We start from the raw sequence: 25,266 nt of genomic DNA on the forward strand, positions 1-25,266 counted from the left end.
CGAGCGGGATCGTCCCGGGCGTGCGGGGCCTGGCGCCTACTTGGCGAACAGCTGGCCGAGATCCTTGAACGCCTTGAATTCCAGCGCGTTGCCACAGGGATCGAGCAGGAACATGGTGGCCTGCTCGCCCACCTGGCCCTTGAAGCGGACGTAGGGCTCGATCACGAACTTCGTGCCGAAGGACTTCAGGCGTTCCGCCAGGGCTTCCCACTGGTCCCATTCCAGGACGATGCCGAAGTGCGGCACCGGCACGTCGTGCCCGTCCACCGGATTGGTGTGGGCGTGTTCCTGCGACGCCGTGCGGGGATGCTCGTGGATCACCAGCTGGTGGCCGTAGAAATTGAAGTCCACCCACTGCGCGCTGGACCGGCCTTCTTCCAGGCCGAAGACCTCGCCGTAGAAACGGCGGGCGGCGGGCAGGTCGTACACGGGGATGGCCAGATGGAAGGGAGACAGGCTCATGGAAGGCTCCAGGGAACGAGGGGGTTCGGGTCCGAAAGGATTCGATTCCGAATGATCGCGGTTTCAACGATTGTAGAAGCGGATCCGGGAATGCACCATCCGGACGCAATCCCGGTGCGATCCAGATGCGCCTCAGATGCACCGCAGATGCGCCTCAGACGCACCGCAGATGCGCCTCGGATGCACCGCAGATGCAATCCAGACGCGATCCAGATGCAAGCCGGGCCCCCCCCAGGCATCATCCAGGCCGGACGCCATGGCGCACCCACGAGGGCCGGCGGCGAACGATGGTTTATGATTCCAGCTTCGCGTCACCCCGATCCTCCCCATGATCCGCCTTTCCGCATCGCCCGTCCGCCGTCCTGCTTCGCGGAGGCCGCGGTGAGCCCGTCCCGCCCTGTCCGCCACCCTGCCTGGAGCATCGCCCTGGTGGCGCTGATCGCCCTGGCCGGCCTGTTCTACGTCAAGTGGGCGCCGTACTACGACCGCGCCTTCACGGCCGCCCAGACGCATTCCATCGGCACCTCCATCCTGACGGGCGGCCAGGACGCCCCGCCCGCGCCCTCGCTGCACGCCGCGCTCGACTACGCCAAGGCCTACGGCCTGGCCATCTGGAAGGCCCTGCTGCTGGGGCTGCTGCTGGGCTCCGCCATCCAGACCCTGCTGCCGCCGCGCTGGATCGAGCGCTGGCTGGGCCGGCCGGACGCCGGCGGCGTGGTGACGGGCGGCCTGCTGTCCATCCCCAGCATGATGTGCACCTGCTGCGCCGCTCCCGTCATCACCGGGCTGCGCCACTGCCGCGCCGCCCCGGGCAGCACGGCCGCCTACTGGCTGGGCAACACCATGCTCAACCCCGCCACCCTGGTCTTCATGGGCTTCGTCCTGGGATGGCACTGGGCCGGCCTGCGCCTCGCGCTGGGGCTGGCGATGGTGCTGGGCCTGGGCTGGGCGCTGAACCGCATGAGCCGGGCGGACTGCGCGCCGGCCGGCGATTCCGCGCCGCCGGCTTTTGAAACCGACCCGGCGTATTTCCAGCCGGGCCAGGTCCTGCGGCGCTGGGCCCGGGCCTTTGCCGGCATGGCGCTGCGGCTGCTGCCCGAATACCTGGTCCTGGTGCTGCTGCTGGGCGCCGCGCGCGCCTGGCTGTTTCCCGTGCTGGATTTCAGCATCGACAACGGCCTGCTGTGGATCGTGGGCGCCGCGCTCGTCGGCACCCTGTTCGTCATCCCGACCGCCGGCGAAGTGCCCATCGTCCAGGCCCTGCTGGCGCTGGGCGTGGGGGTGGGGCCGGCGGCCGCGCTGCTGGTGACCCTGCCGCCGGTCAGCCTGCCATCCCTGGCCATGGTCAGCCGCTCGTTCCGGCGCTCGGAACTGGCCGTCCTGGTCCTGGGCGTGGTCGCGCTGGGCGTGATCGGCGGCGGACTGGCGATCGCGCTGGGGTTCGGCGGATAGGGCCTGCCGGGCCGCATGCCCGCAGGGCCGGGGCGCATGCCCGCAGGCGCAACGGCAGCGCTTCCCGCCGTCAGCCGCCGGAAGTCTCTTGCAGCTGCGTGCCCCGGAACAGGGCCGCCTCGGCCAGCAGGAATGCGGCGACCGATGCCGAGCCAGAGCCCGGCGGCGATCGGCGAGGCGGCCGCGATGGCGACGATGCCTCGGGCGCGCTGGCGGCGGAAATCGGACGGGTCCGTGATGGGTTCGCTCATGTCCCGCCCACGTCGGCAAGCCGATGTCCGGTGGGCCGACCCTGCCAGAGCCCGCCTCATCCGCCTCATCCGCCTCATCCGCCTCATCCGCCTCCTCCACCTCATCCGCTCCATCCGTTCCATCCGTTCCATCCGCCCATCCCGCCCGATTCCGCCCGATTGATGCGTAATGAGAATCATTTCATATCATCATATAATCCCCCTATGGATAGCCCCGCCCCCGTCCACGATCCGGGCTCCGTGCTGGACACCTACGGCCGCGACCTCGACGCGCGCCCGTCCCGCTTCGCGCCCGCGCCCCTCCCGCCGGCCGACCCGGCCCGCGGCGGGCCGCGGGCGCACGGCTACCGCATTCCGCCGCCGGCCGGCAGCGGCTGGACGGACATGCATGAATTCGGCAACGGCCTGCTGATCACGCGCCTGCGCTGCCGGTTCCGGCAGGCGTTCGAGGAAGAACAGACCCGGTTTCCCGATAACGTGCGGCTGGGCCTGCTGCTCGAAGGCACGGGCGCCCTGGCCCATGCCGGCGGCGAATCATCCGTCGGGGCGGGCAGCGTCGTGGCCCGCCTCGCCGACCCCGGACCGGTCCGCAACCGCATCCCCGGCGGGCAGGCGCAGGCGGGCGTCGCCCTGGACATGCCGCGCGCCATGCTCGACACCCTGCAGGCGCAGGGCCTCGCGCCGCCGTGGCTCGGCCGGGAAGGCGCGCTTTTCGTCTTCCGGCCCGATCCGCGCACGGGCGCCGAGCTGTGCCGGCTGGGCCGGCGCCTGCTCGGGCTGCGGCCCGGCGGCTCCCTGCTGGCGGCGCTGGCGCTGGAATCCCTGAGCCTGGACATGCTGCTGCGCCTGCTGTCGGCCCACCCGTCGAGCCCCGCCCGGGGGCTGGCGCCGGCCTCCCGGCGGGACCGGGACACCCTGGACGCGGCGCTGGACATCCTGCACGCCGAGTGGGACCAGCCGCTGACCATCGCGGCACTGGCCCGGCGCGCGGGCACCAACGAGTGCTACCTGAAGATGCGCTTTCGCCAGCACACCGGCCAGACCATCGCCGCCTACCTGCGCAGCCTGCGCATGCGCCACGCGCGCGACCTGCTGGAATCGCGCCGGTACACCGTGCAGGAAACCGCCCAGCTCTGCGGCTACCTGCACGCGGGCAAGTTCTCCCAGGCGTTCCGGCGCGAATTCGGCTGCCCGCCCTCCAGCGTGCGTTGAAACATTTTTTCCGTCCCGGAGCGGAACATTTCCCGCCCGGAGCCGGCCGGCCCGCCGGAAGGGACGATACTGCGGCACCGACGAACGAGTCTCATTCTCACCATAATCCGCACCATGTCCCTTTCCTTCCGCCCGATGGCGCGGCGCGCGGCGGGCGCGCCCCTGCTCCTGTCCGTCTCGATGGCCTGCGCCTGGGCCCAGGACGCCTCCCCAGGCCGCGTCCCGGCGCTCGACAGCATCGTGGTCAGCGGCGAGCGCATCGACCGCAGCCTGCAGCGCACCGCCGCCTCGGTGACCTCGCTGGACGCCGAGGCGATCGAGCGCAGGATCGACGCCGCCTCCGTCGCCGACGTGATCAAGGGCACGCCCAACCTCATCTTCCCGGACACCGTCGGCGCACCGGTCATCCGCGGGCAGGACACGCAGGGCCCGAATTTCGGCGCCAGCGCGTTCCTGGGCGGCACCATCCCGCGCGCGACCGTCAACGTGGACGGCCGCTATCTGAGCTACTACGAACTGGTGTTCGGGGCCGCCTCGATCTGGGACGTGAACGGCATCGAAGTGTTCCGCGGGCCGCAGACCTCGACCCAGGGCGCCAACAGCATCGCCGGCGCCGTCATCGTGAAGACGAAGGACCCCACCTTCCACCCCGAGGGCGCGGCGCAGGCCCTGATCGGCAGCGGCAACCTGCGGCGCGGCTCCGCCATGGTGTCGGGCCCCCTGATCGAGGACCAGCTCGCCGCCCGGCTGACGGTCGACTACTCCGGGCGCGACACCTTCATCGACTACGTGAACCCCGGCTTCGCCCAGGGCGACAGCGACCAGAACTTCCGTTCGCTCAGCACCCGCATGAAGCTGCTCTGGCTGCCCGACGCCCTGCCCGGCCTGGAGGCGAAGCTGACGTTCGCGCACACCCAGCACAACCGCCCCACGTCCGAGGCCGCCTCCACGCCCTACGGCGACTACGAGAGCCGCACCGCCTCCATGCCCAGCTTCCGCCAGCGGGCGAACACCATCATCGGCGACGTGAGCTACGAGCTGGGCGGCGGCGTGCGGCTGTTCAACCGCAGCGAATTCACCGACCTGTCGGTCCGGCGCATCACCGAGCCGCCGAGCAACGGCGGCGCCGACATCGAGCAGCGCAACGTCTCCAACGAGACCCGCATCAACTGGGGCACGGAGGCCTCCGACTGGAGCGGGGTGGCCGGGCTGTTCTACAACCGGACGGACTCGGACGACCGCCTGACCATCCGCGGCGTGTCGCAGTTCGACGACGGGAAGCGCAACCTCGGTCTTTACGCGGAGATCAACCGCCGCCTGGCCGAGCGCTGGCGGCTGACGACCGGCCTGCGCTACCAGCGCGACCACGTCCGGCGCCACGGCACCACGCCCTACGCGCGCACGCCGATGGCCTACGACCAGACCTTCAGCGCCGTGCTGCCCAAGGTGTCGCTGGCCTACGACCTGACGCCCCAGGTCACCGTGGGCGCCCTGATCAGCAAGGGTTACAACCCCGGCGGGGTCGGCCTGAGCTTCGCGCAGGCGCGCATCGTGCCCTTCGACGAGGAAACCGTGTGGAACTACGAGTTGTTCGGCCGCGCCAGCCTGCTGGACGGCCGCATGAACCTCACCGGCAACCTGTTCTACAGCGATTTCCGCGATTCGCAGCGCCTGCTGCCCGACTACCTGAACGGCGTGCTGTACGGCGCCATCGTCGTCAATGCCGAAAAGGCCCGCTCCTACGGGCTGGAGCTCGCCATGGACCACCAGGTGCTGGACTCGCTGCGGCTCAAGAGCGGCGTGGGCCTGCTGCACACCCGCATCGACCGCTTCTCCGACGGCAGCGGCGTGCTGGAAGGCAAGCGCTTCGGACGCGCGCCGAGCTACACGCTGAGCCTGGGCGCGCAGTGGCGGGCCACCGCCCGCCTGACCCTGGACGTCGACGTCCGGCACACCGCCGGCTACCACTCCACGGACGAGAACATCGCCGCCTACGAGGTCGATCCCCGCACCGTGGCCGGCGCGCGCCTGAGCTACGCGGTGAACAAGCACACGGAAGTCTTCGCCTACGTCGACAACCTCTTCGACGACCGCTCGCCCACCTGGTTCTTCGACGATCGCACGGTCCGCGGCATCGCGGGCTCCATGCCGCCGCCACGCGAATTCGGCGCCGGCGTCCGGATCACCTTCTGACGGGCCCGCCCGCCGCTCCCTGAACGCACACGGAACACGCCCCACCATGCCCCCTCGCTCCCTGCGGCTGACGCTCGGCCTGCTGGCCCTGGCCGGCCTGGCCGCCTGCGGCACGCCCGGCGTCCCCTCGACCCTGGCCGACGCCCGCACCGGCCCGGCGGCGCATGCCCTCATCGAAGCGCGGGACATCCTGCGCCGGCTCCTCGCGGCCGACATGGTCGAACTGGCCCACAGCCCCCGGCAGCGCGCGGTCTTCGTATCCGCGCCGGACTGGAAGGACGAGAGCCGCTCGGCGGTGCTGCGGCTGGACCCGAATACGCTGGACGTCCAGGCGCGCATCCCGCTCGACGGCAAGGGCTTCGGCGTGGCGCTGGACGACGCCGGCGGCCGGCTGTACCTCACCCAGGGCTTCAATGGCGCCATCACCGTCGTGGACACCGGGCGCAACCGCGTCCTCAAGCGCATCCCGGTCATGGAGAAGGTCGATTTCAGGCAGGCCTACGCGGCCCACGGGCTGTCGGCCCCGCGCACGGCCTTCCTGCTGGAGCAACTCAAGAAATTCGGCGTCTCCAGGGACTACCCCTACAAGCTGCGCGAAATGGTGCTCGACAGCCGCACCGACCGCCTGTTCGCGCCCGGCCTGGGGCTGGGTTTCGACAGCGTGCTGTTCGTCATCGACACGCGCACGCTGGAACTGGAGAAGATCGTCCCCGGCTTCGGCTACAACGCCGTGGGCATCGCGCTGGACGAGGCCGGCGGCCGCGTCTTCGTCTCCAACATGCGCGGGCAGGTGATGACCGTCGACGCGCGGACGCTGGAGATCACGCGGACGCTGGAAGTCCAGGCCGACCAGTTGCTCAATCTGGCCTACGATGCGCGGACCAACCGCCTGTTCGGCGTGGACCAGGGCATCGACCGCGACGAATGGCGCAACAACCACCTGGAGCGCGAATACCGCCGCCGCAGCCCCGGGCACCGCGTGTTCGCGCTGGACGCCGACACCGGCCGCACCCTGGCCGACATGCCGGCCGGCGAGGTCCCCATCGCGCTGCGCCACGACGCCCGCCGCCACCGCCTCTATGTCACCAACCGCGGCGGCGTCCGGCCGGACAAGGGCGCGGGCTCGATCACGGTCTATGATACGGACGGCTACCGGCTGCTGCAGACCCTGCCCATGCCGCCCCATCCCAACGGCCTGGCCCTGGACGAGGCGCGCGGCACGCTGTACGCGACGATCAAGAACGACGGCGAACGCAAGAAGGCCGGCGAGCCGGAAAGCGTGGTGCGCATCGCCGTTCCATAGCGGGGCGCTCCCGGCGCCGCGGGCTCAGATCCGGGCCGCGGCGCCCGTCCCGGCATACACCAGCGAATCGCGCAGGTTCCGCACTTCCCCGTCCAGGCAAGCCGGCAGGGGGCCGATCGGCGCGGGCGGCGTGCCCGCGCGAATCGCGGTGGCCAGCATGAGCAGCGCGCGGCCGATCTCGCGCGCGCCGTCCGCGCCGAACAGCGTGCGCGCCAGCCCGGGCGCGTCCGCACCGGCGTTCTCCAGCGACCAGCACACGGACAGCGCGCGGTAGACGAGGCGCTGCGCGGCCATGACCATGGGCCAGGACCGCTCCGCGGCGGCGCGATGCCGCGGCGTGGCGTCGACGCCGGACTCGTAGGCCTGCAGCAGGACGATCGCGCGGTGCTGGAGGTCGCGGCGCGCCCGCCGGGCGGCGCCGGTGGTGACCTCGCCCCGGGCGGCATGCGCGAGGACGCGCTTCAGCGCCACCAGCGTGTTGACGAGTTCCCGCGGGATGCGCAGCCGCACGGAGCGAGGCGTCATCGCGGCCAGGATCGCCAGCCCGGCTGCGCAGCCGATGAAGGTGTCCTCGCCGCGTACCCACAGCATGTGCGCGATGTCCGGCACCGGATGCCCGCCCGTGGCGATCGTCAGGGCCGCGGCCGTGATGAACACCACCGCCAGCGCATAGTTGCGGATCACCATCACCTCGATGACGAACTGCAGCAGCATGAGCGTCACGACGAGCCATGGCCCCTCGGGATGGATGGCCAGGATGCCGCCCGCCAGGACCAGCCCGACGAGGGTGCCGCTCATTCTTTCGATGCCGCGCTGCAGGCTGCGCGTCCAGCCCAGCCCCTGGTGCAGGATCAGGACGGCCGCCGCCATGGTCCAGTAGGCGCGCTCCATCCCCAGCGCGCCGCCGATCAGGCCGGCGATGGCCGTCGCGGCGCCGATGCGGGCGGCCGCCAGCAGGGCCGGCGACCCGGGCCGCAGGTTTTCCCGCAGCGAGTCCAGCACGCCGCGATGGCCCAGCGGCACATGGCCGGGATCCGCGCGGTCCTCCCCGGCGCCGCCTTCCCGCGCGCGGGCCGCGATCGAGCGCGCCTGACCGGCGGCGCGTTCCGGCGCCAGGCCGGCGGAAGCGTTCATGATGCCGGCGAACAGCAGGTGCAGTTCCCGATTGAGCGCGCGCAGGCGGCTGAGCGCGCCATCCGGGCGCGGGCGCGCGGGCTGGTAGGCCGTCAGCACCGTCCAGGCGTGGTGCATCGCCAGCGCGGCCGCGTGGCGGGCGCCGTCCTCGGCCGGCGTGCCCACCGTCTCCGCGAACCGCGCGACCGCCTGCGCCGCAGCGACGACCGCCGCCCGTTCCGGCCCCCGCGGCCGGACCAGCGCGCCCGCCATGTGCGCCGCCCAGGCGAACGCCCCGCCGGCGAAGACCAGCAGGCCGACCTGGACGACGGACAGGTGGTTGACGGGCATGCCCGTGCCCGCGGCGCAGGCCAGCGCGAACATGTAGGCGCCCGGCGGCCCGACCCGCAGCGCATTGCACAGGAAGGTGGCGGCCACGGCGATCAGGACGATGGCGGGCACCATCATCGCCGGCCATTCGGCGGCCCACACTCCGAGCATCACCGCCAGGGCGAAGGAGACCGCGACCACGCCGAGATGGACCGCGCGGTTCAGGTAGGGACGGTCGCCGCCATAGAGCGCGGTGAAGGCCCCGATGGTGGCCATCAGCCCCGCGGCCACGTCGCCGCCCAGCCACCCCGCCAGCACCGGCACGCCCATGCACAGGGCCGCGCGCGCGGCGAAGGGCCAGCGGCGGCCGGCCGGCCGCAATTTGAAGAGCGCGGCCAGCTGGACGGTGGGCGACGGCGGAGCGGATGGAGTCGGGGGCATGAGGACCGCATTCCCTAGTTGGATCACGAAGAAGGCGCAGCCACTATAAACCGGCAACGGGCCGGCCACAGTGCAAACTCGCTGCGCGCGCGTCGGCTCCGCCCTTGAAATCTGTAGAATCGCTATCCATGACGCGCCCCGCACGGCGGCCCGCGGGCGCGAACCCAATTCCGGACGGATTCCCGCATGACGCACGACACGCATCCCCACGGCCGTACGCCTCCCGATCGCAGGCCTCCCGATCGCCTCCCTTCCGACCACATGCTCCCCGACCGCGAGCCGCTGGACGCACAGGCGACGATCCGCGTGCTCAAGGCCGGCATGGTGCTTGCCATCGGCCTGTGGGCCCTGCTCGTCGCCTTCAACAACGTCGTCGACTACGACGCCAACTGGCAGTTCGTGCGGCACGTCCTATCCATGGACACGGTGTTCCCCGACAACGCGCTCAAGCACCGCGCCATCACCGACGAAAGGCTGCAGACGGCGGTCTACTGGCTGATCATCGCCGCGGAATGGACCATGGGCGCGCTGTGCCTGCTGGGCGCGATCCGCCTGTTCCGTGCCTGGCGCTCCCGCGACCGCTTCATCCGCGCCAAGGCGATCGCGGCCTGCGGGCTGACCCTGGTCTTCCTGACCTACTTCGTGGGCTTCGTCCTCATCGGCGGCGAATGGTTCTGCATGTGGCAGTCCCCCATCTGGAACGGGCAGGCCAAGGCGGTGATGTTCCTCACCTGCGCCATGCTGGTGCTGATCGTGCTGCTGGTGGACGAGCAGCGGGGACCTTCGCGGCCGAGCGGCGGCTGAAACGGGCGGCGGAAACGGGCGACGGAAACAGGCGGCTGAAACGGACTGCTACGGCGACGCCTTCGCGCGGCGGCTGGCCTCCTGCTCGGCCTCGACCGCAAGCGCGAGCTTCTGGATGGACAGCGGCGCGCAGCCCTCGGCATCGTTGCTGACCGTCACGTAGGCCGGCTGGCCCGCGCCCGTGACGCCGTGGATGGTGCGCGCAAGCACGGCACGCGTGTGGGGGTCTTCGCTGACAATGGCATTGAACGGACCGTGCTTCTTCTGCGCGTCGGCATAGCCATACGGGCCGAAGATGCGATTCAGGTTCCACCGGCAGACCAGCGGACCCGGCCATAGCGCGCGCAACATGGGCAGCTGCGCCTCGATCGGCGGCATCTTGCCATGCAGGCCCAGGCAGAAAGTGGCGCCATGCGCCTTCAGCGTGTCCACCAGCGTCCGCCCCAGGAGCTCCGGATCCCGGACTTCCACGGCGACGATCACGGGGGCGTCCGCCGGCAGGGCCTCCCGGACGGCGGCCAGCATCCGGCCCAGCCCGCCCAGCAGCGCTCCCGAGCGCCCGAGCCAGCCCCAGGGCAGAGGGCTCAGCTGGAAGACGAGCACGCCGAGTTTGGCGCCCAGGCCCGCGAGCGTCGGCTGCACGAAATGCTCGACGACCAGACGCGGATCGAGAAAGTCCGGATTGGACTTGAGCGCCTTGCCCTCGTCGCCGCGCACCTGGGCATCGGTGACGCTGGCCGGACATTTGACGACGAAACGGAAATCCTCGTCGGCCTGAGCCGCGTAAGCGGCATACTGGCCGGCCGTCAGCGGGCGCCAGAAGGTGCGGTCCACGCACACCGTGCGCAGCAGCGGATGCCGATGGTAGGCCTCCAGGCCATGCTTGGACAAGGTGCCGGGATCGTACTCCCCGTCCCAGACCAGGCCCTCCCAGCCCGGATAGGACCAGGTGGAGACCCCGAAACGCAACTGCCTCGGCAGCCGCTGCGCCAGCCCGCGCCAGTCCTCCCCGGCGGGCGCCGGACGCACCCTGCCCGTGCCGCGGCGGACGGCGGGCGGGGCGTCCGCGGGAGACGCCGCATCGGCCGGCAGTTCGGCCGGCTTGACTGGAAGCGGGGAAACAGCGTCCCCGAAAAGATCGCCCTGCATGCTCGTCATACCGCATTGTGACAGGCGAAAGGGTACTCCAATGCCGCAAGAATCAGGACGCGGCGAACGTTCAGCCGGTGCGCGCCATGCTTGGCCGAGCAGGTAGTGAAGATCCTGCGCGCTCTCCGTGCCGGTCTCCAGCGCACGAGCCGCCTGCAGGACCTTGTCCAGTTCCACCAAGGGCGGGCGTGCCGCGATCCTCCTGCCGCGACTTCGCATGGGCACGCCCGATCACGCGTTCACCCCACGCATCCGGGGCGGTATCCTCCAGCGCACGAACAAGCACCTGCTGAGGATGCTGGACACCCAGGACCGGCAGCAGATCGGGCGACAAGGTGAAGAAGCGCGGATCCTCCAGTCACCGCTCGTCGTAGCTGAACGCGCTGCGCTTGCCGCTGCCCAGAAGCAGCCGCCCGATGACTTGGCCGCCGGCCCCCAGATGCACCTCGAGATCTCCACGTCGGGATGGCGGGACCGGCATATGCCCGTCCGCCAGGAAGCAGGACTGGAGCGGGTGATGGGAACATCACGCCGCACTCAAATCGTTGATTGATAATGGGTTTATTCCGTTGGCGCTACGGAATCAGGCCAGATTATGTACCAGCCCCGCCCTCTTGGGCAAAGGCTGGCTCGAAGTCCTGCAGGTCGGTGCCGCGCATGCCCAATCCCCGCGCCACCGCACGCCAGCCCGCCACGGACTGGGCCACTTCGCTCCAGATCGCCCCCGCTTGCACCGCATCCAGCCTGAAGTACGGCGCCGCAGCCATCAGCATGTCCCGGCTGTCGATGACGCCGGTGTCCTCGGTCAGCCAGGTCTTGCTCTCCCGACGGTCGCCCGGCATCGGGTTCAGGTCGAAGGCCGGAGACAGACGCCAGCCGCGCTGGCGCGCGTCGTACAGGAAGCCGGTGTTGCGCAGGTGGTCGTCGGTGTTGCAGATCAGGAAGTTGAAGACCAGCCGGCGCCACAGCTCATGGATTTCGGCAATCGGATCGGCGCCTGCCTGCAACAGCACGTCCACCAGTTCGGTGTAGGCGTGCGTCGCATCGCGGCCATCGGACTGGAGCATCGTCGCGGCCGACACGTAGGGGATGCGAGCGCCATCGTCGGTGCGGTCGAAACGCCGGATGATGGCGACCGCCGTGCCGCCGATCACTTCCACACGCGCCGGAGCCACGCGAATGCCGGCCTTGTCCGCCAGTTGCATGGCCAGCACTTCGCCCCGGATCACGTCGCGCCGATCCGCCTGGCTGGGAAACTTGCCGACCGCCAGGCGGCCATCGGTGTCCCGCACCGTGGACTTCGGTCTGGCCCCTCCCAGCGACGTGCCTTGCCCGAGCAGGTAGCGCAGGTCCTGCACGCTTTCCGTTCCGTCTTCCAGGGCGCGGGCCGCGTGGAGCACCTTGTCCAGTTCCACCAGCGGTGGCACATGCCGGTTCGCTCCTCCGGCGCGCAGGTAGGCGCCAGATTGCGGATCGAACAGGCGCAGCGCACCGACGCGCGCCTCGTCATCCACCCACATCACGAAGTCCACCGGGTCCAGTGCAGGCGTGTCGCGGTCTTCCTGCCGCAGCTTCGCATGGGCGCGCCGGATGACGCGCTCGCCCCAGGCGTCGGGCGCGGTGTCCTCCAGCGCGAGGAAGAACACCTGCCGGGGATGCTGCACGCCGGCCACCGGCTGGAGATCGGGCGACAGCGTGAAGAAACGGGCATCACGCAGCCAGCCTTCGTCGTAGCTGAACGCGCTGCGCCGGCCGCTGCCCAGATGCAGGCGCCCCACGACCAGGCCGCTCGCCCCCAGGTGGACTTCGAGGTCCGGACGTCGTGTGGGCCGAGGCGCTGCCATCAAAAACCCTCCAGGTCATCGGCAGGCGCGGGCGCATCGCCTTTGCCGACGACGGGTCCCGCCTGCCGCTTCCTGCCGGCAGAGGTGCGTACCCGCTGCGGCAGTTGCTCCCGCACCAGTTCCATGCCGAGCGCATCGTTCTCCAGGGTCATCGCCTGGGCCAGGTCATCGAGCCGGCCCAGCACGTGCAGCGCGCGCAGGAAGGTGTGCAGCGCGGTGCCGGCATAGCCATCTTCCATGCGCCTGACGGTGCTCAGGGACGTGCCGATGCGTTGCGCAAGGTCTTCCTGGCTCAGGCGGCGCATGCGCCGCGCTGCCGAGATGTCCTGCCCCAAGCGGCGCAGCGCGCGCGCGACAGGCTGCGGCATCGCCACCTGCGCGCCAGAACGTTTTTGCTCGGAAGAAGACATCTTTTATCGCCTCAAATGTGAGCTTATTTTTCAAATAAGCATTCATATTTGAACGCAAAAATGGAGGGCAGTCAATCTAGCCCATGCCTGCCTCTTGCAGTTCTGGTGACCGCGCCGCTCCATTGCGAGCGGTCCTGTTCGGGGGGAGGTATCAGCGGGCTGCCAGCACCCTATGAAATCCGACGGGTGATCTCACCTCTTCACCGCTCGATTCCGTCGCAGGAGCCACCAAACGGCTCTTTCGCACGCGTGAGAGAAACGGGGAGTCATGCTTTGTCGATCTGGAGGCAGACCGCTGGGGTCTTGCCCGAAACCTCGTCGCACCCCGTCTAAGCGGCATCACCACACCTGATTCCGCCCGAACCGCGTCTGCTGACAGACCGTCGCTGTCTTGCACGCCGGTGACAACCAGGCTCTAACGCGAGAAGACCAAATCCGTCTTTCGCCTCGATGGCGTCTGTAGCAAAACCTCGTTATCGAGCCATCCTGCCATGGGCAGTCAACCCCTCGAAGCATACCGCGACGCAGAGGCTCGGTGCTGTTGGACAAGCGCCATATCGACAGGCGGCGGCTGGTGAACATCCGTCATCCCGGCCTTTCCCACAAGCCAAGCCGCCACCGTCTCGCGACGTGAAGGCGCACCCGGCAGCGATTCCAATCAACGAGGGAAACAGATGTCCTGATTCCGGTTACCTGGGAGCAGCCATGCGAAAGCCACCTTCATCCGGCCCCCAAGCCAAGGTCTTTTACCGTCCGATCGAGGCGGCCATCCAGTGGGCGGGGCTGTCGCGCTTCGAGCGCCGCATCCTCGGTGTCGCCAAGGGGATGAACCGCTTGCCTGAGCACCCCGAACTGGCACGCTGGCCACAGCTTCGTCTCAACGCGGAACGGATCTACGACGCACTGGTGCACTTCGACCTCCCCTACGGCAAGGACGGCATCACGAGCAACGACCCCGCCTTGCTCGATGACCCTGGCCTCACGATCCGCCACGTCGACCTGAAGGCCTGGATGATCCGCTTCTATCCCGACCAGCGACCGGCCTTCCTGTTCGATGCCTTCGAGCGCCACCTGCACCCGGCTATCAGCGTCGACGCCGTGCAGGCACTGGTCATGGATCGCGAGGCGTTGAAGCTCCAGCTTGCCGACAGGGTGCAAGCCTGGGATGCGCTCTATGCCCAGTTCCAGACGCTCAGCCAGGAGCACCAGGCACGCGCGGAACGCGAGAAGCGCTCCGGGATGCCGGGCGCCCGCAGTGAGTCCACCTACCTGAACATCGTCGGCGGCCTTCTGACCCTGCTGTTGGGCAAGTCGCCCAATGGCATTCCCTATTCGTCTTTCGAGACGCTGGAATCGGTCATCAGTGCGCTGGTTGCCCACTACGGCGACAAGTCCGGGATCAGCGAGCGAACGCTGTGGGCGAAGTTTTCGGCAGCCAAGCGTCATCTCGCCACCCAGGACCGCTGACTGCAAGTGCAGATGGCATGCCTGCACTTGCGGTGACTGCGCGGGAACAGCGCTATTGAATACGGGGCACGTCCATCACCGTCGCTACACAGCGCCAAGGAGTGCCCCTCGTGACTGCCCAGACCATCGCCACCGCGACTCCGAACGAACACCGCATCTTGCGCCGCGCGGAAGTCGAGGCCAAGACCGGCTTCAAGCGCGCCCACATCTACAACCTGATCAAGGAGGGCAAGTTTCCCAAGCCCCTGCGCCTCGGGGTACGCGCCATCGGCTGGGATTCGGTGGAGATCGATCAGTGGATCACCGATCGCCTCAGGGAACGGGCGTGAGCCCGCGCTGCGTCGGAATCCCTTTCACGAGGAGTCGCGCCATGCAGGTGGTATCCATCATTTCGACCAAGGGTGGCGTCGGCAAGACGACCACCGCAGCGAACCTGGGCGGCTTCATCGCCGATGCGGGGCTGCGCGTTCTGCTGCTGGACCTGGACGTACAGCCCACCTTGTCGAGCTACTTCACGCTCGGCACGCATGCGCCTGCCGGTATCTACGAGATGCTGGCCTTCAACGAGCAGCGTATCGAGCAATTGGCTTCGCAGACCGCTGTGGCGGGTCTCGACCTGGTGGTCTCGAACGACCACCGCGGCGAACTGAACACGCTGCTGCTGCACGCGCCCGACGGCAGGCTTCGCCTGCGTCACCTGCTCCCCGCGCTGGCGTCGCACTACGACCTGCTGCTGATCGATACCCAGGGAGCGCGCAGCGTGCTGCTGGAGATGGCGGTACTGGCCTCCAGCCTGGCGCTGTCTGAAACGCTGGACGGCGCTGACGCGCTACCTGGGCGATGGCCGATTACCGATCGACAATAACTGGATCGAGAACCAGATCCGGCCCATCGCCCTTGGGCGCAAGAATTGGTTGTTCGCTGGCTCTCAGCGAGCGGGTCGACGTGCGGCGGCCGTCATGAGTCTGATCCAATCGGCGAAGATGAATGGGCATGACCCGTGCGCCTACCTGAAGGACGTACTCACACGCCTGCCCACGCATCCGAACAATCGGATCGAGGAGTTGCTGCCGCATTGCTGGCAACCGGATGCGGCGGCGTAGTTAACAGCGTTAACTCACTCCCCAGAAAACTGACGGCCGCTCGCGCGGCCGTTCGTCAATGTGTGTTCCCCGGATGCTTACGAACTACTCGTCGTCCGCGCTGCCGCCGTCGATGCGTACCTCGCCCCGGTAGAGACCGTATCCGTCCAGGCCGTTTCGCCATTGAGGCTCGTCATCATCACTGCTTTCATCGGCATCGACGTTGCGCACCATCCAGGCAGCGATCACCGCAAAGGCCAGCAGCAGCGCCAGCCAGAACGCGGAGTAGAGCAGCGCACCGAGCACGGCGAGCTTGACGATCCAGAGCACCGCCGTCGCCGCGCCCGCGGGCACCCCGCGCGTCACCAGCCAGCCGGCGACACGCTGCTCGCGGCGCAGGTATCCACGCCAGGCACGGCCAGCCCCCGGGCCCAGCCGGTGGCTCCAGCGCCCGTTGTGCGTGTTGGTGGTCATGCTCATATGCCTCGGCTTCAGTGGTGCCTCACCTCGCGGAGCGGCCGGTCGTGGCCTGCCCTCCAGCATAGACCGCGATCAGGAGGGCGGGTTGCGGCCGGCAGAGCCGGGTTGGCTCGGGTCGCAGGTCGATTAGATTCTGCACGATAAATCAAACCTTATGCTACTTTCCCTGCAACTTCTTGCAATGGCTCTAGGGGTCGATTGGATTCTGTGTTATTTTTATAACATGGACGGAAATTCTCGGCACCAGGTAATCAAGCGGCTGCAGGCGGGACTCCCCCGCGGGGCGCCGTTCGACCTTGCCACCCTGAGCCAGTTCGGGGTGTCGCCCCAGCTCGCCGCCCACTATGCCGACGGCGGGTGGCTCGTGCGCCTGGCCCATGGCGTCTATGCCTTCCCGAACGATGAGTTCGGGGTCTACGGTGCGCTGAAGTTCCTGCAACAGCGCGTGCCCGACCTGCACGTCGGCGGCAAGAGCGCCCTGGCCCTGCAGGGTGTGCGGCACAACCTGGGTAGCCGGGAGACGCTGGTGCTGTGGGGCGACGGTCGCTTCGCGTTGCCGGCCTGGTTCACTTCGCGCTTTCCGGCCCGCTATGTCCACGCCCGCCTGTTCGACTGGCCGGACACGGCGCTGGCCGGCAAGACCCTGACCACGCCGCCTGGCCTGCCCGAGGATCTGCGGGTGGCAGCCCCCGAGCGTGCCGTTCTGGAGATGCTGTACGAAGCCGGCGTCAAGCAGAGCCTCGAAGAGGCCCGCAACCTCTTCGATGGACTGCGTTCCCCCCGCAAGGACTTGCTCGGGCAACTGCTGTCCTGCTGCGCCAGCGTGAAGGCCGTGCGCCTGTTCCTGACCTGGGCGCGCGAGACCAGCCTCGTGGATGTCGATGCCCTGCTGGAGCAGTACCCGGTTCGCACCGGCAGCAACACGCGCTGGATGAGCCGGCTCGATGACGGCACCTTGCTGAGCCTGAGACCTCATGGATAAGACCTACGCGGATACCGTTCGCCTGCTGCTGGCCGTCGCGCCCGACGTGTTCGCCAACGACATCTTCGCCATGAAGGGTGGCACGGCCATCAACCTCTTCGTGCAGGACATGCCACGCTTGTCGGTGGACATCGACGTGGTGTACCTCCCGTGGCAGACGCCGCGCGACGAAGCGCTGCAAGCCATCAACCAGGAGCTGGCCGCCATCGCCACGCGCGTTGCACCACTGGGCGTGCAGACACGCCTGGTCCGCGCCAAGGACCTGGGGGACACCAAGCTGATCGTCGAGAACGACGCCGGCCAGGTGAAGATCGAGGTCAACGTCGTGTTCCGAGGCAGCGTGCTGCCCGTCGAGCGGCGGCCGCTGAGTGCCAAGACCAGCGATCTGTTCGGCGTCGAGTTCGAGCTGCCGGTTCTGGCACCGGACGAGCTGTACGCCAGCAAGCTGGTGGCCGCGCTGGATCGGCAGCACCCCCGAGACCTGTTCGACGTGTGGCAGCTCTTTGAGTCGGGCGACATCAGCGACGGCATGGTCGAGTGCTTCGTGATCTATCTGGCGGGCCACAACCGGCCGCCCCACGAAGTGCTGTTCGGCAACGACAAGGACATCGCCGGCGAGTACGAGCGGGCCTTTGTCGGCATGACCGAAGTGGACTGCTCCCTGGAGACACTGCTCGACGCTCGCGCCAGGATGCGGCGCGAGCTGCCACAGCGACTGAGCACCGCGCACAAGCAGTTTCTGAGCGGGCTGGCGCGCGCAGAACCGGACTGGTCGCTGGTGCAATGCCAGCACGCCGCGCAACTGCCGGCACTGCGCTGGAAGCTCGCCAATCTCGAAACCTTCCGCAAGCGCCGTCCCGACGACTTCGCAGCGCAATCCGCCGCCCTCGACACCGGCTTGGGCCAGAGCTGACGAACATCCCGCAGCTTCCGGCTTGCCGGGATTGCCCCATGCCGCATTCATCGTGGCACCCGCGCAGCAGCGGCCCTATACCCAAAAGCTTCCGACAAAGGCCAAAGGGCTGGGAAGGGGCAAAGGAAGGGCGCCAAGGGGAAAGGCCCTATCCTGAAAAGGCCAAAAGGCGCCCCCGAGCAGCCCGTCATCCGGGGTTCGCCATGCTCTCGCTGTTCCAGCGCAAAAGGGTGCCACCCACCGCCGGCACGCCGCCCACCTCCGCCATCGAAACTCCGAAAGGGTCGATGCGGCCGGAGTCGGCCGCATCGCTGCTGGCCACGCCGCGCCGGCAGAAACTGCTGGAACACATCTGGCAGCGCACATCGCTCTCGCGCCGGCAGTTCGCCACGCTCTACCTCGCCCCACTGGAGCGCTACGCCGAGTTGGTCCAGCAGTTCCCGGCCTCCGAGAACCACCACCACGCCTATCCGGGGGGCATGCTGGACCACGGCCTGGAGATCGTCGCCTATGCGCTGAAGCTGCGGCAGTCATACCTGCTGCCTGCGGGCGTCACGCCGGAGGCACAGGCGGCCCAGGCCGAAGCCTGGACCGCAGGCACGGCCTACGCGGCCCTGCTGCACGACATCGGCAAGATTGCGGTCGATCTGCACGTCGAGCATGCCGACGGCAGCGTTTGGCATCCCTGGCACGGCCCGCTGCGAAAGCCCTACCGCTTCCGTTACCGAAAGGAGCGTGAGTACCGCCTGCACAGCGCCGCCACCGGGCTGCTCTACGCGCGCCTTCTCGATCGGGACATCTTCGACTGGCTCAGCGGCTATCCCGACCTCTGGGCCGCGCTGCTGTACGTGCTGGCCGGCCAGTACGAGCACGCCGGCACGCTCGGCGAGCTGGTCGTGCAGGCCGACCAGGCATCGGTCGCCCAGGAACTCGGCGGCGATCCCAGCAAGGCGCTGGCGGCGCCCAAGCATGCGCTGCAACGCAAATTGCTCGACGGCTTGCGCTACCTGCTTAAGGAAGCGTTCAAGTTGAACCAGGCCGGCCCGGCGGACGGTTGGCTGACCCAAGACGCCCTGTGGCTGGTGAGCAAGACCGTCTCCGACAAGCTGCGCGCGCATCTGCTGTCGCAGGGCATCGACGGCATTCCGGCGAGCAATACGGCGGTGTTCAACGTGCTGCAGGATCACGGCATCGTGCAACCGACGCCGGACGGCAAGGCGATCTGGAAGGCTGCCGTCACCAGCGACGCCGGCTGGTCGCACGCCTTCACCTTCCTGAAACTCTCGCCGGCGATGATCTGGGATGCCGCCGACCGGCCGGCGCCGTTCGCAGGCCGTGTGCAGGTCGAAGAGGAACAAGCGGAGCCGCAGGCGCCGGCGGTGGCCGATGTGTCGCGCCTGGAAGGCACCGAAGCTGCACCCGCGAGCACGGCGCCGATCGCATCCGCAGCCACAGACACCGGCGTGGCCGCGCTGCTCGACCTGCTGGGCGACACCACTCCACCCACGGCACCGGAGATCCCGAGTCGCCCTGTCGCCGAGGCCGAGCCGGCCCCTTCGACCGTGCCCCCGCCGCAGATGAGCCTCGCGCCTTCCCAGGATCGCGCGGAGCCCTCCGGGGCGCACTTCATGGCCTGGCTGCGTCAGAGCGTCCAGACGCGCAAGCTCATCATCAACGACGCCAAGGCCCTGGTGCATACCGTCGCCGGTACGACCTATCTCGTCAGCCCCGGCGTGTTCCAGCGCTACGCGCAGGAGTACCTTCAAGTCGCCGCGCTGGCCAAGCAGGAGAAGCTGGAGGGGTGGCAGTGGGTGCAGAAACGCTTCGAGAAGCTGGGACAGCACCGCAAGCAGCCGAGCGGGCTGAACATCTGGACCTGCGAAGTCACGGGGCCGCGCAAGTCGCGCCGGCTGCACGGCTACCTGCTCGCCAGCCCGGATGCGCTGTTCCAGGAGACGCCGCCAGACAACCCATACCTGCGGCTCGTCAACGAGGCCGCAAAGCGCGAAGATTCAGCCCTTGGGGGCAAGGACGACGATCAGGCGTAGGCATGCGACCGCTGTGCGGGCTGGCTTCAATCCGCGGATGGGGCCGACTCTGCCAGCTTGGCTTCGGTCAGAGTCATCAAGTGGGCGGAACTGCATTTCAGCGCACGGGCAATCTTGAGGATGAGAGGGAGCGTGGGGACATGCTCGCCGCGCTCGATCTTGCCCATGTGCGACCGTTCGATGCCGGCCATGTGGGCCAGCGTTTCCTGAGCGATGCCCTGATTGGTTCTTTCTTCCCGCACGGCAGCCCCAAACGCGATGGCTGGTTCCGCTTCGTAGGTAGTGGTGCCGGTGGGGCGGCCCCTTTGGATCGAACGCTTTGGCATTGCCAAGAGCGTCGAACACGGTCACGATTTAAACCACGTTAAACTTAACTCATACAACGGCTTCGAGATCAGTTGCCACGAGTTCACCGCCTGGGGGAGCTGGACGTGGAATCGAGTGACATCACCGCCGAAATTCGCATGGCAGTCCTCGGCGAATGGGTGCCTCCCCAGCTCGCCGACGTGCTCGCCCTGCAGCGTGCCGAAGAGCCGGAGACCCATGCCGTCCTGGCCGGGTGGACAGATCCCGGTCGACGCGCGGAGCTGCCGGACGACGGCTTCGACTTCGCCTTGTCTGCGGTTGCCCGGCAGTGGCCTGGCTGGGTATGCGAACCGCTGTGGCATGACACGCTGGCGGTCGCCGTGGCCAAGCGCTCCCATCTGCTGGCCTACCGTGAAGTGCCGTGCGGTGAAGTGCTCAAGCAGCCCTTGATCTGCTCGCAGTCCACGGCCGATGAACCATGGCGCATGACCGTGCAGCGTGTGTTCGAGAACGCGCTGCAGGAGCGAGAGCAAGCGGTGGAGACATTCGATGTGGCGATGACGTTGGTTGCCGCCGGGTACGGGATCGCCATTGCGCCTGCCGCGAGACTGGCGAGCTACCTACGCCGAGGCATCGCCGTGCGGCCGCTGGCCGGCGCACCAACGATCGTGATGGCTTACCTGCTCCGCCGCGATGCTTCCTTGTCGGACACCCAGGCAAGATTCGCCCGCCGCGCGCGCTTGGTGTCCTGACAGACGCGCGGGGATCGCGGTTTCGCCACGATCCCGCATTCCTGCTGCTAGGCGACTCCGACTCGCAGCGGGGTCCATTCGCTTTCCTTCACGGCTGTGCTCACTGCCATGACGAGCTTGTCGAGATTGCTGGCCGTCACGCCCTCCAGTGCCGAATGCCCCCGCAGCATCGAGCGCGGTTGCAGCAGTGCATGGTAGATCTGCCAAGGGTCCGCACCCCTGGTCAGCTTCAGGACGGACTGGATCAGCTCGTGTTTGAGTGGGTCGAGATGCCAATCCGGCACGCGCTGGCCGCGGTTGCCCACGTTCAACGCCAGCAAGTTGCCCGCCTTGATCTCGTAGCTGATCCACCTGCGGGACTTGCCCGCCATCTTGGCAAACGCAGCAACGGGAAGGTTGTGCGGCGCTTCGAAGACATCGAACAGTTCCATCCTCTCGCGCTGAATGTCCGAAGGCACCAGCGGCGCTGCCGATCGAGGGGGCGGAACCGCCGGCAGCCGATGTGCGGCGGCAGAAACCAACGGCATGGCGTCACCCGGCTTCGTCACGAGCAGGATTGGCGAAGCGGCAACCGGCGTAGAAGGGGCGCTTGCGGTTTGCTCACTCGGGAATGCGGGCACGCCTTCCAGATGCACGGTGAGCGGCATGCTGGCCGCCTCGACCTGGTTCTGCTCGAAGAGATCGAGCCGATCGGCCCAGTCCTGCATCATGCGGCGACGCTGCTCCACGTACTCGGCATGGTTGTAGGTCGCGCTGACCTTGTTGGGATCGACATGCGAGAGCTGTGCATCCACCCAGACCTTCGGGTAGCCGATCTCGTTGAGCGCAGTGGACATCGTGCCGCGGATGCCGTGTCCGGTCAGGCGTTCCTGATAGCCCATGCGTTTGAGGGCACCATTGAGCGTGTTCTCGCTGATGCGCTTCTTCAAGTCGCTGTCGTGCCGGAACAGGTGGCGCTGGGCCGGCTTGAACTCATCCAGCAGGTGCCGGACGATCTCCATGGCCTGAATCGACAGCGGCACGATGTAGGGCGGGATGTCCTTCGGCTGCTGCCGCTTCTTGCGCATATCCACCTGGAGTTGCTTCACGACGTCGGGCGGGATGATCCACAGCCCGCGGTCCAGATCGAATTGATCCGGCGTCGCCTGTCGCAGCTCGCCGGTTCGCACGCCGGTCAGCAGCAATAGCCGCAGCCCGAGCTGGGTCTGCCGCCTGCCGCGATAGCTGCGCAGCCTCTGCAACAGCTTCGGCAGCTCGGCCATGCGCAGGAACGGGTTGTGGTTGACGGGTGGCAGCGGCAGCGCCACCACATCGAGATCGGAGGCAGGGTTCTGCTCCAGGCCCGGCACGATCACCAGCGCGTAGCGGAACAGTTGGTTGAACCACGTCCTGACTTTCTCGGCGACGGAGAGCGCCCTGCGCTTCTCGATCTTGGCGATCACCTCCAAGAGGTCGGGACGCTTGATCTCATAGATCGACCGTTTGCCCAAGGTGGGCAGCACATCCTTGTCGAAGATGCGCGGAAGTATCGAGAGGGTCGTCTGCCGGCCTTCCTTGAGGCTGAGCCCGCGATGCTTGAGCCACTTGCGATATACCGCCTCGAAGGTGTTTTCGTCGGCGAGCCGGACAGCGGTGCGCTTCTGCTTGCGGTGAACGCGAGGATTGGTGCCTTTGGCCAGCAGGGCGCGCGCTTCGTCGCGCAGGCTGCGGGCCTCGCGAAGAGTCACCTCCGGGTAGGTGCCGAGCGACATCCGCTTCTGCTTGCCCGCCCAGTAGTAGCGGAAGTGCCAAGTCCTGCCCCCTGCAGCGGTGACGGCCAGGGAGAGGCCATCCAAGTCAGGGAGGGTGTATGCCTTGCCTGTTGCCTTGGCCTGTCGAACGGCCAGGTCTGAGAGTGCCATGCTCTTGCTCCTGAACATGAGTCAGGAACCAGATGCTGGTCACGTCGACCTCGCCCCTCCATCAACAATGCGGAATCGGGAAGCTCCGCATTGAGATGTACCACTTAATGTACCGGTTTTGACCGGCTGTCAGTGGATTTCGCTGGACGTCACTGGATCGAAGATTTTGAAAAAATCGAATCGTGACAATGACTTGCAACTCTCCATGGACATCCTTGGAACGCCCTGGAAAGTCAAAGTGGAGCGGGCGATGGGAATCGAACCCACGACGTATGCTTGGGAAGCACAAGTTTTACCATTAAACTACGCCCGCATCGAGGAGGATCGATGACGGCAAGGATTCGTTGGTAAAATCGAGGATTCACCAAGTCCCTTGCAGCCCGACATTTTACCAGCATTTTGAACCTGCCCAAATCCCCCCCGCCCATCGTCACGGCCCAGACTCCGTCGGGCAGCACGCACATCCGCAGCTTCGTCCATCGCCGCGCCCACATCACCCCCAGCCAGGAACAGGCGATCGCCGAGTGGCTGCCGCGCTGGTCGATCCGCTATCAGGACACGCCCATCGACCTGTCGGCGGCCTTCGGGCGGACGGCGCCGGTGATCCTGGAGATCGGCTTCGGCATGGGCGAGACCACCCAGAAGATCGCGCAGGCCCGCCCCGGCGACAACTTCCTGGGGGTTGAAGTCTTCAACGCCGGCGTGGGCGCGCTGCTCAAGCGCATCCACGAAAGCGGACTGGACAACATCCGCATCATCCAGCACGACGCGGTCGAGGTGCTGCGCGACATGATCGCGCCGGGGTCGCTCGCCGGCGTGCACATCTACTTCCCCGACCCCTGGCCGAAGAAGCGCCATCACAAGCGCCGCCTGATCCAGCCGGCATTCGTCGCGCTGCTGAGCAGCCGCATGGCGCCCGGCGCCTACCTGCACTGCGCCACGGACTGGGAACACTACGCCCAGCAGATGCTGGAAGTCCTGTCGGCGGAGCCGTCGCTGCAGAACACCTGCGCGGACTACGCGCCGCGCCCCGACTACCGTCCGCTGACCAAGTTCGAGAACCGCGGCCTGCGCCTGGGCCACGGGGTCTGGGACCTGATGTTCACGCGGCGCGCCCCGGCGGACGCCGCATCTTCACCGGAGACGGTCTGATGTACCCCGAGATCGCACCCTATGCGCAAGGCTTCATGGACGCCGGCCACGGCCACCGCGTCTACTGGGAACTGTGCGGCAATCCCCAGGGCCGGCCGGTCGTGTTCCTGCACGGCGGGCCGGGCGCGGGCTGTTCGCCCGCCCACCGCCGGCTCTTCGATCCCGAGCGCTACAACATCCTGCTGTTCGACCAGCGCGGCTGCGGCCGGTCCACGCCCTCGGCCGACATCGAGCACAACACCACCTGGGACCTGGTCGCCGACATCGAGCGCCTGCGTGTCGAAGTCCTGCACGCGGACAGGATGGTGGTGTTCGGCGGCTCCTGGGGCTCGACCCTGGCGCTGGCCTACGCCGAGACCCATCCGGAGCGCGTGCACGCCCTGATCGTGCGCGGCATCTTCCTGCTGCGCCAGGCGGAGTTGCGCTGGTTCTACCAGGAAGGCGCGTCCTGGCTGTTCCCCGATCTGTGGGAAGGCTACCTGGCCCCGATCCCCGAGGCCGAGCGCGACGACCTGATGGCCGCCTACCACCGCCGCCTGACGGGCGAAGATCCCCTGGCGCAGCTGCAGGCCGCGCACGCCTGGACCCAGTGGGAAAGCCACACCATCAGCCTGCTGCCCAACCCTGCGCACCATCAGGCGCACGCCGCCGACCAGGCGGCGCTGGCCTTCGCCCGCATCGAGAATCACTATTTCGTGAACCGGGGTTTCATGGAAGAAGGCCAGCTGCTGCGCGACGCGCACAGGCTGGCCGACATTCCCGGCGTGATCGTGCAGGGCCGCTACGACGCCTGCACGCCGGCGAAATCGGCCTGGGACCTGCATCGCGCATGGCCGCGGGCGGAATTCCGCATGATCCCGGACGCCGGCCACGCCTTCGACGAACCCGGCATCCTGGTGCAGCTGCTGGCCGCCACCGACCGCTACGCCGGCGATTGAGGAGACCACGCCATGAGCCTGAACATCCTGCTGAACGGCACCGAAACCGCCCTGGACGGCGTGCGCACCGTCCACGACCTGGTGGTCCGCCTGGGCTACGAGGGCAAGCGCATCGCGGTGGAACGCAACGGCGACATCGTGCCCCGCAGCCAGCACGCCCAGGCCCCGCTGGCCGAGGGCGACCGGATCGAGATCGTCGTGGCAGTGGGGGGGGGATGAGGCGGGACATGGGACAGTCCCCGCGGACTGTCCCATGCCAGACGAATCCGAGCGGCATGCAG

At 68.0% G+C, this 25,266-nt stretch carries 23 protein-coding genes, 1 tRNA gene and 1 pseudogene; 16 read left to right on the top strand and 9 right to left on the bottom strand.

Annotated features, from left to right (window positions below):
* Positions 1 to 36: 36 nt before the first annotated feature.
* Positions 37 to 462, bottom strand: a complete 426-nt coding sequence (locus tag BN940_RS15375; protein WP_043684395.1) for a VOC family protein — start codon at positions 460 to 462, stop codon at positions 37 to 39.
* Between the two features lie 381 nt (positions 463 to 843).
* Between BN940_RS15375 and BN940_RS15380 the strand changes: the two genes are divergently transcribed.
* From BN940_RS15380 to BN940_RS15400, 4 genes are all read left to right on the top strand, one after another.
* The gene (locus BN940_RS15380) at positions 844 to 1,914 is read left to right on the top strand and encodes a permease (RefSeq protein WP_052355945.1); all 1,071 of its coding nucleotides are present in this window, start codon (positions 844 to 846) and stop codon (positions 1,912 to 1,914) included.
* Positions 1,915 to 2,369: 455 nt separating this feature from the next.
* Entirely contained in the window at positions 2,370 to 3,377 is a 1,008-nt protein-coding gene (locus tag BN940_RS18085) for a helix-turn-helix transcriptional regulator (protein WP_052355946.1), read from the top strand.
* Positions 3,378 to 3,491: 114 nt separating this feature from the next.
* The gene (locus tag BN940_RS15395; protein ID WP_043684401.1) at positions 3,492 to 5,570 is read left to right on the top strand and encodes a TonB-dependent receptor; all 2,079 of its coding nucleotides are present in this window, start codon (positions 3,492 to 3,494) and stop codon (positions 5,568 to 5,570) included.
* A gap of 46 nt (positions 5,571 to 5,616) precedes the next feature.
* Positions 5,617 to 6,873: a YncE family protein gene (locus BN940_RS15400; protein ID WP_084330732.1), complete on the top strand. Its 1,257-nt coding sequence runs from the start codon at positions 5,617 to 5,619 to the stop codon at positions 6,871 to 6,873.
* Between the two features lie 24 nt (positions 6,874 to 6,897).
* Here the strand turns inward: BN940_RS15400 and BN940_RS15405 are convergent, their stop codons facing one another.
* Positions 6,898 to 8,757 carry an FUSC family protein gene (locus BN940_RS15405; RefSeq protein WP_052355947.1) on the bottom strand — a complete coding sequence of 620 codons (1,860 nt, stop codon included), beginning with the start codon at positions 8,755 to 8,757 and terminating at the stop codon, positions 6,898 to 6,900.
* Between the two features lie 186 nt (positions 8,758 to 8,943).
* On the opposite strand from BN940_RS15405, the gene BN940_RS15410 reads away from it, so the two are divergent.
* Positions 8,944 to 9,561 (top strand): DUF2165 family protein, encoded by a 618-nt coding sequence (locus BN940_RS15410; protein WP_242404212.1) that lies wholly within the window; start codon positions 8,944 to 8,946, stop codon positions 9,559 to 9,561.
* A 48-nt stretch (positions 9,562 to 9,609) separates the two neighbouring features.
* Here the strand turns inward: BN940_RS15410 and BN940_RS15415 are convergent, their stop codons facing one another.
* On the bottom strand, positions 9,610 to 10,710 hold the full coding sequence (locus BN940_RS15415; RefSeq protein ID WP_043687690.1) for a DUF72 domain-containing protein: 1,101 nt from the start codon (positions 10,708 to 10,710) through the stop codon (positions 9,610 to 9,612).
* A 163-nt stretch (positions 10,711 to 10,873) separates the two neighbouring features.
* On the opposite strand from BN940_RS15415, the gene BN940_RS19355 reads away from it, so the two are divergent.
* Positions 10,874 to 11,263: a hypothetical protein gene (locus tag BN940_RS19355; protein ID WP_162177838.1), complete on the top strand. Its 390-nt coding sequence runs from the start codon at positions 10,874 to 10,876 to the stop codon at positions 11,261 to 11,263.
* A 40-nt stretch (positions 11,264 to 11,303) separates the two neighbouring features.
* On the opposite strand, the gene BN940_RS15425 is transcribed toward BN940_RS19355, so the two are convergent.
* Positions 11,304 to 12,554, bottom strand: coding sequence for a type II toxin-antitoxin system HipA family toxin (locus BN940_RS15425; RefSeq protein ID WP_043684407.1), 1,251 nt, complete (start codon positions 12,552 to 12,554; stop codon positions 11,304 to 11,306).
* On the bottom strand, positions 12,554 to 12,964 hold the full coding sequence (locus BN940_RS15430; protein WP_043684411.1) for a helix-turn-helix domain-containing protein: 411 nt from the start codon (positions 12,962 to 12,964) through the stop codon (positions 12,554 to 12,556). Before BN940_RS15430 ends, BN940_RS15425 begins: the two co-directional genes overlap by 1 nt.
* Positions 12,965 to 13,669: 705 nt before the next feature.
* Between BN940_RS15430 and BN940_RS15435 the strand changes: the two genes are divergently transcribed.
* The 3 genes and pseudogenes from BN940_RS15435 to BN940_RS20355 all read left to right on the top strand — a co-directional run bounded on the left by BN940_RS15435 (position 13,670) and on the right by BN940_RS20355 (position 15,534).
* A complete protein-coding gene (locus BN940_RS15435; RefSeq protein WP_043684413.1) occupies positions 13,670 to 14,431 on the top strand; it encodes a hypothetical protein in 762 nt (253 codons plus the stop codon).
* Between the two features lie 110 nt (positions 14,432 to 14,541).
* Positions 14,542 to 14,760 carry an AlpA family transcriptional regulator gene (locus tag BN940_RS15440; RefSeq protein ID WP_009461157.1) on the top strand — a complete coding sequence of 73 codons (219 nt, stop codon included), beginning with the start codon at positions 14,542 to 14,544 and terminating at the stop codon, positions 14,758 to 14,760.
* 41 nt (positions 14,761 to 14,801) lie between these two features.
* Positions 14,802 to 15,534: pseudogene (locus BN940_RS20355) on the top strand (ParA family protein).
* An 84-nt stretch (positions 15,535 to 15,618) separates the two neighbouring features.
* Here BN940_RS20355 and BN940_RS15450 read toward each other — a convergent pair.
* Complete coding sequence (locus BN940_RS15450) at positions 15,619 to 15,987, bottom strand: DUF3742 family protein (RefSeq protein WP_462676678.1); 369 nt, start codon at positions 15,985 to 15,987, stop codon at positions 15,619 to 15,621.
* 229 nt (positions 15,988 to 16,216) lie between these two features.
* Here BN940_RS15450 and BN940_RS15455 point away from each other — a divergent pair, with 229 nt between their 5' ends.
* The 3 genes from BN940_RS15455 (at position 16,217) to mobH (ending at position 19,936) form a co-directional block, all read left to right on the top strand.
* Positions 16,217 to 16,975 (top strand): type IV toxin-antitoxin system AbiEi family antitoxin domain-containing protein, encoded by a 759-nt coding sequence (locus tag BN940_RS15455; protein ID WP_043684420.1) that lies wholly within the window; start codon positions 16,217 to 16,219, stop codon positions 16,973 to 16,975.
* The gene (locus BN940_RS15460; protein ID WP_043684423.1) at positions 16,968 to 17,888 is read left to right on the top strand and encodes a nucleotidyl transferase AbiEii/AbiGii toxin family protein; all 921 of its coding nucleotides are present in this window, start codon (positions 16,968 to 16,970) and stop codon (positions 17,886 to 17,888) included. Before BN940_RS15455 ends, BN940_RS15460 begins: the two co-directional genes overlap by 8 nt.
* 203 nt (positions 17,889 to 18,091) lie before the next feature.
* The gene (gene mobH / locus BN940_RS15465; RefSeq protein ID WP_043684426.1) at positions 18,092 to 19,936 is read left to right on the top strand and encodes a MobH family relaxase; all 1,845 of its coding nucleotides are present in this window, start codon (positions 18,092 to 18,094) and stop codon (positions 19,934 to 19,936) included.
* Between the two features lie 26 nt (positions 19,937 to 19,962).
* Here mobH and BN940_RS15470 read toward each other — a convergent pair whose 3' ends face one another.
* A complete protein-coding gene (locus BN940_RS15470; protein WP_003282197.1) occupies positions 19,963 to 20,262 on the bottom strand; it encodes a helix-turn-helix domain-containing protein in 300 nt (99 codons plus the stop codon).
* Between the two features lie 105 nt (positions 20,263 to 20,367).
* On the opposite strand from BN940_RS15470, the gene BN940_RS15475 reads away from it, so the two are divergent.
* Complete coding sequence (locus BN940_RS15475) at positions 20,368 to 20,994, top strand: substrate-binding domain-containing protein (RefSeq protein ID WP_043687695.1); 627 nt, start codon at positions 20,368 to 20,370, stop codon at positions 20,992 to 20,994.
* Between the two features lie 47 nt (positions 20,995 to 21,041).
* Here the strand turns inward: BN940_RS15475 and BN940_RS15480 are convergent, their stop codons facing one another.
* Both BN940_RS15480 and BN940_RS15485 read right to left on the bottom strand, forming a co-directional pair.
* Complete coding sequence (locus BN940_RS15480) at positions 21,042 to 22,895, bottom strand: tyrosine-type recombinase/integrase (protein WP_043684428.1); 1,854 nt, start codon at positions 22,893 to 22,895, stop codon at positions 21,042 to 21,044.
* A gap of 239 nt (positions 22,896 to 23,134) precedes the next feature.
* Positions 23,135 to 23,208: transfer RNA gene (locus BN940_RS15485), tRNA-Gly, on the bottom strand.
* An 86-nt stretch (positions 23,209 to 23,294) separates the two neighbouring features.
* Between BN940_RS15485 and trmB the strand changes: the two genes are divergently transcribed.
* The 3 genes from trmB to thiS are packed head-to-tail and all read left to right on the top strand — an operon-like array spanning position 23,295 to position 25,204.
* A complete protein-coding gene (gene trmB / locus BN940_RS15490) occupies positions 23,295 to 24,047 on the top strand; it encodes a tRNA (guanosine(46)-N7)-methyltransferase TrmB (protein WP_221291597.1) in 753 nt (250 codons plus the stop codon).
* Positions 24,044 to 24,985 carry a prolyl aminopeptidase gene (gene pip, locus BN940_RS15495; RefSeq protein ID WP_043684431.1) on the top strand — a complete coding sequence of 314 codons (942 nt, stop codon included), beginning with the start codon at positions 24,044 to 24,046 and terminating at the stop codon, positions 24,983 to 24,985. Before trmB ends, pip begins: the two co-directional genes overlap by 4 nt.
* Positions 24,986 to 25,003: 18 nt before the next feature.
* Positions 25,004 to 25,204, top strand: a complete 201-nt coding sequence (thiS, locus tag BN940_RS15500) for a sulfur carrier protein ThiS (protein WP_043687704.1) — start codon at positions 25,004 to 25,006, stop codon at positions 25,202 to 25,204.
* Positions 25,205 to 25,266 lie beyond the last annotated feature (62 nt).

The sequence above is a fragment of the Castellaniella defragrans 65Phen genome, from assembly GCF_000612685.1.
Lineage (GTDB): Bacteria > Pseudomonadota > Gammaproteobacteria > Burkholderiales > Burkholderiaceae_B > Castellaniella > Castellaniella defragrans.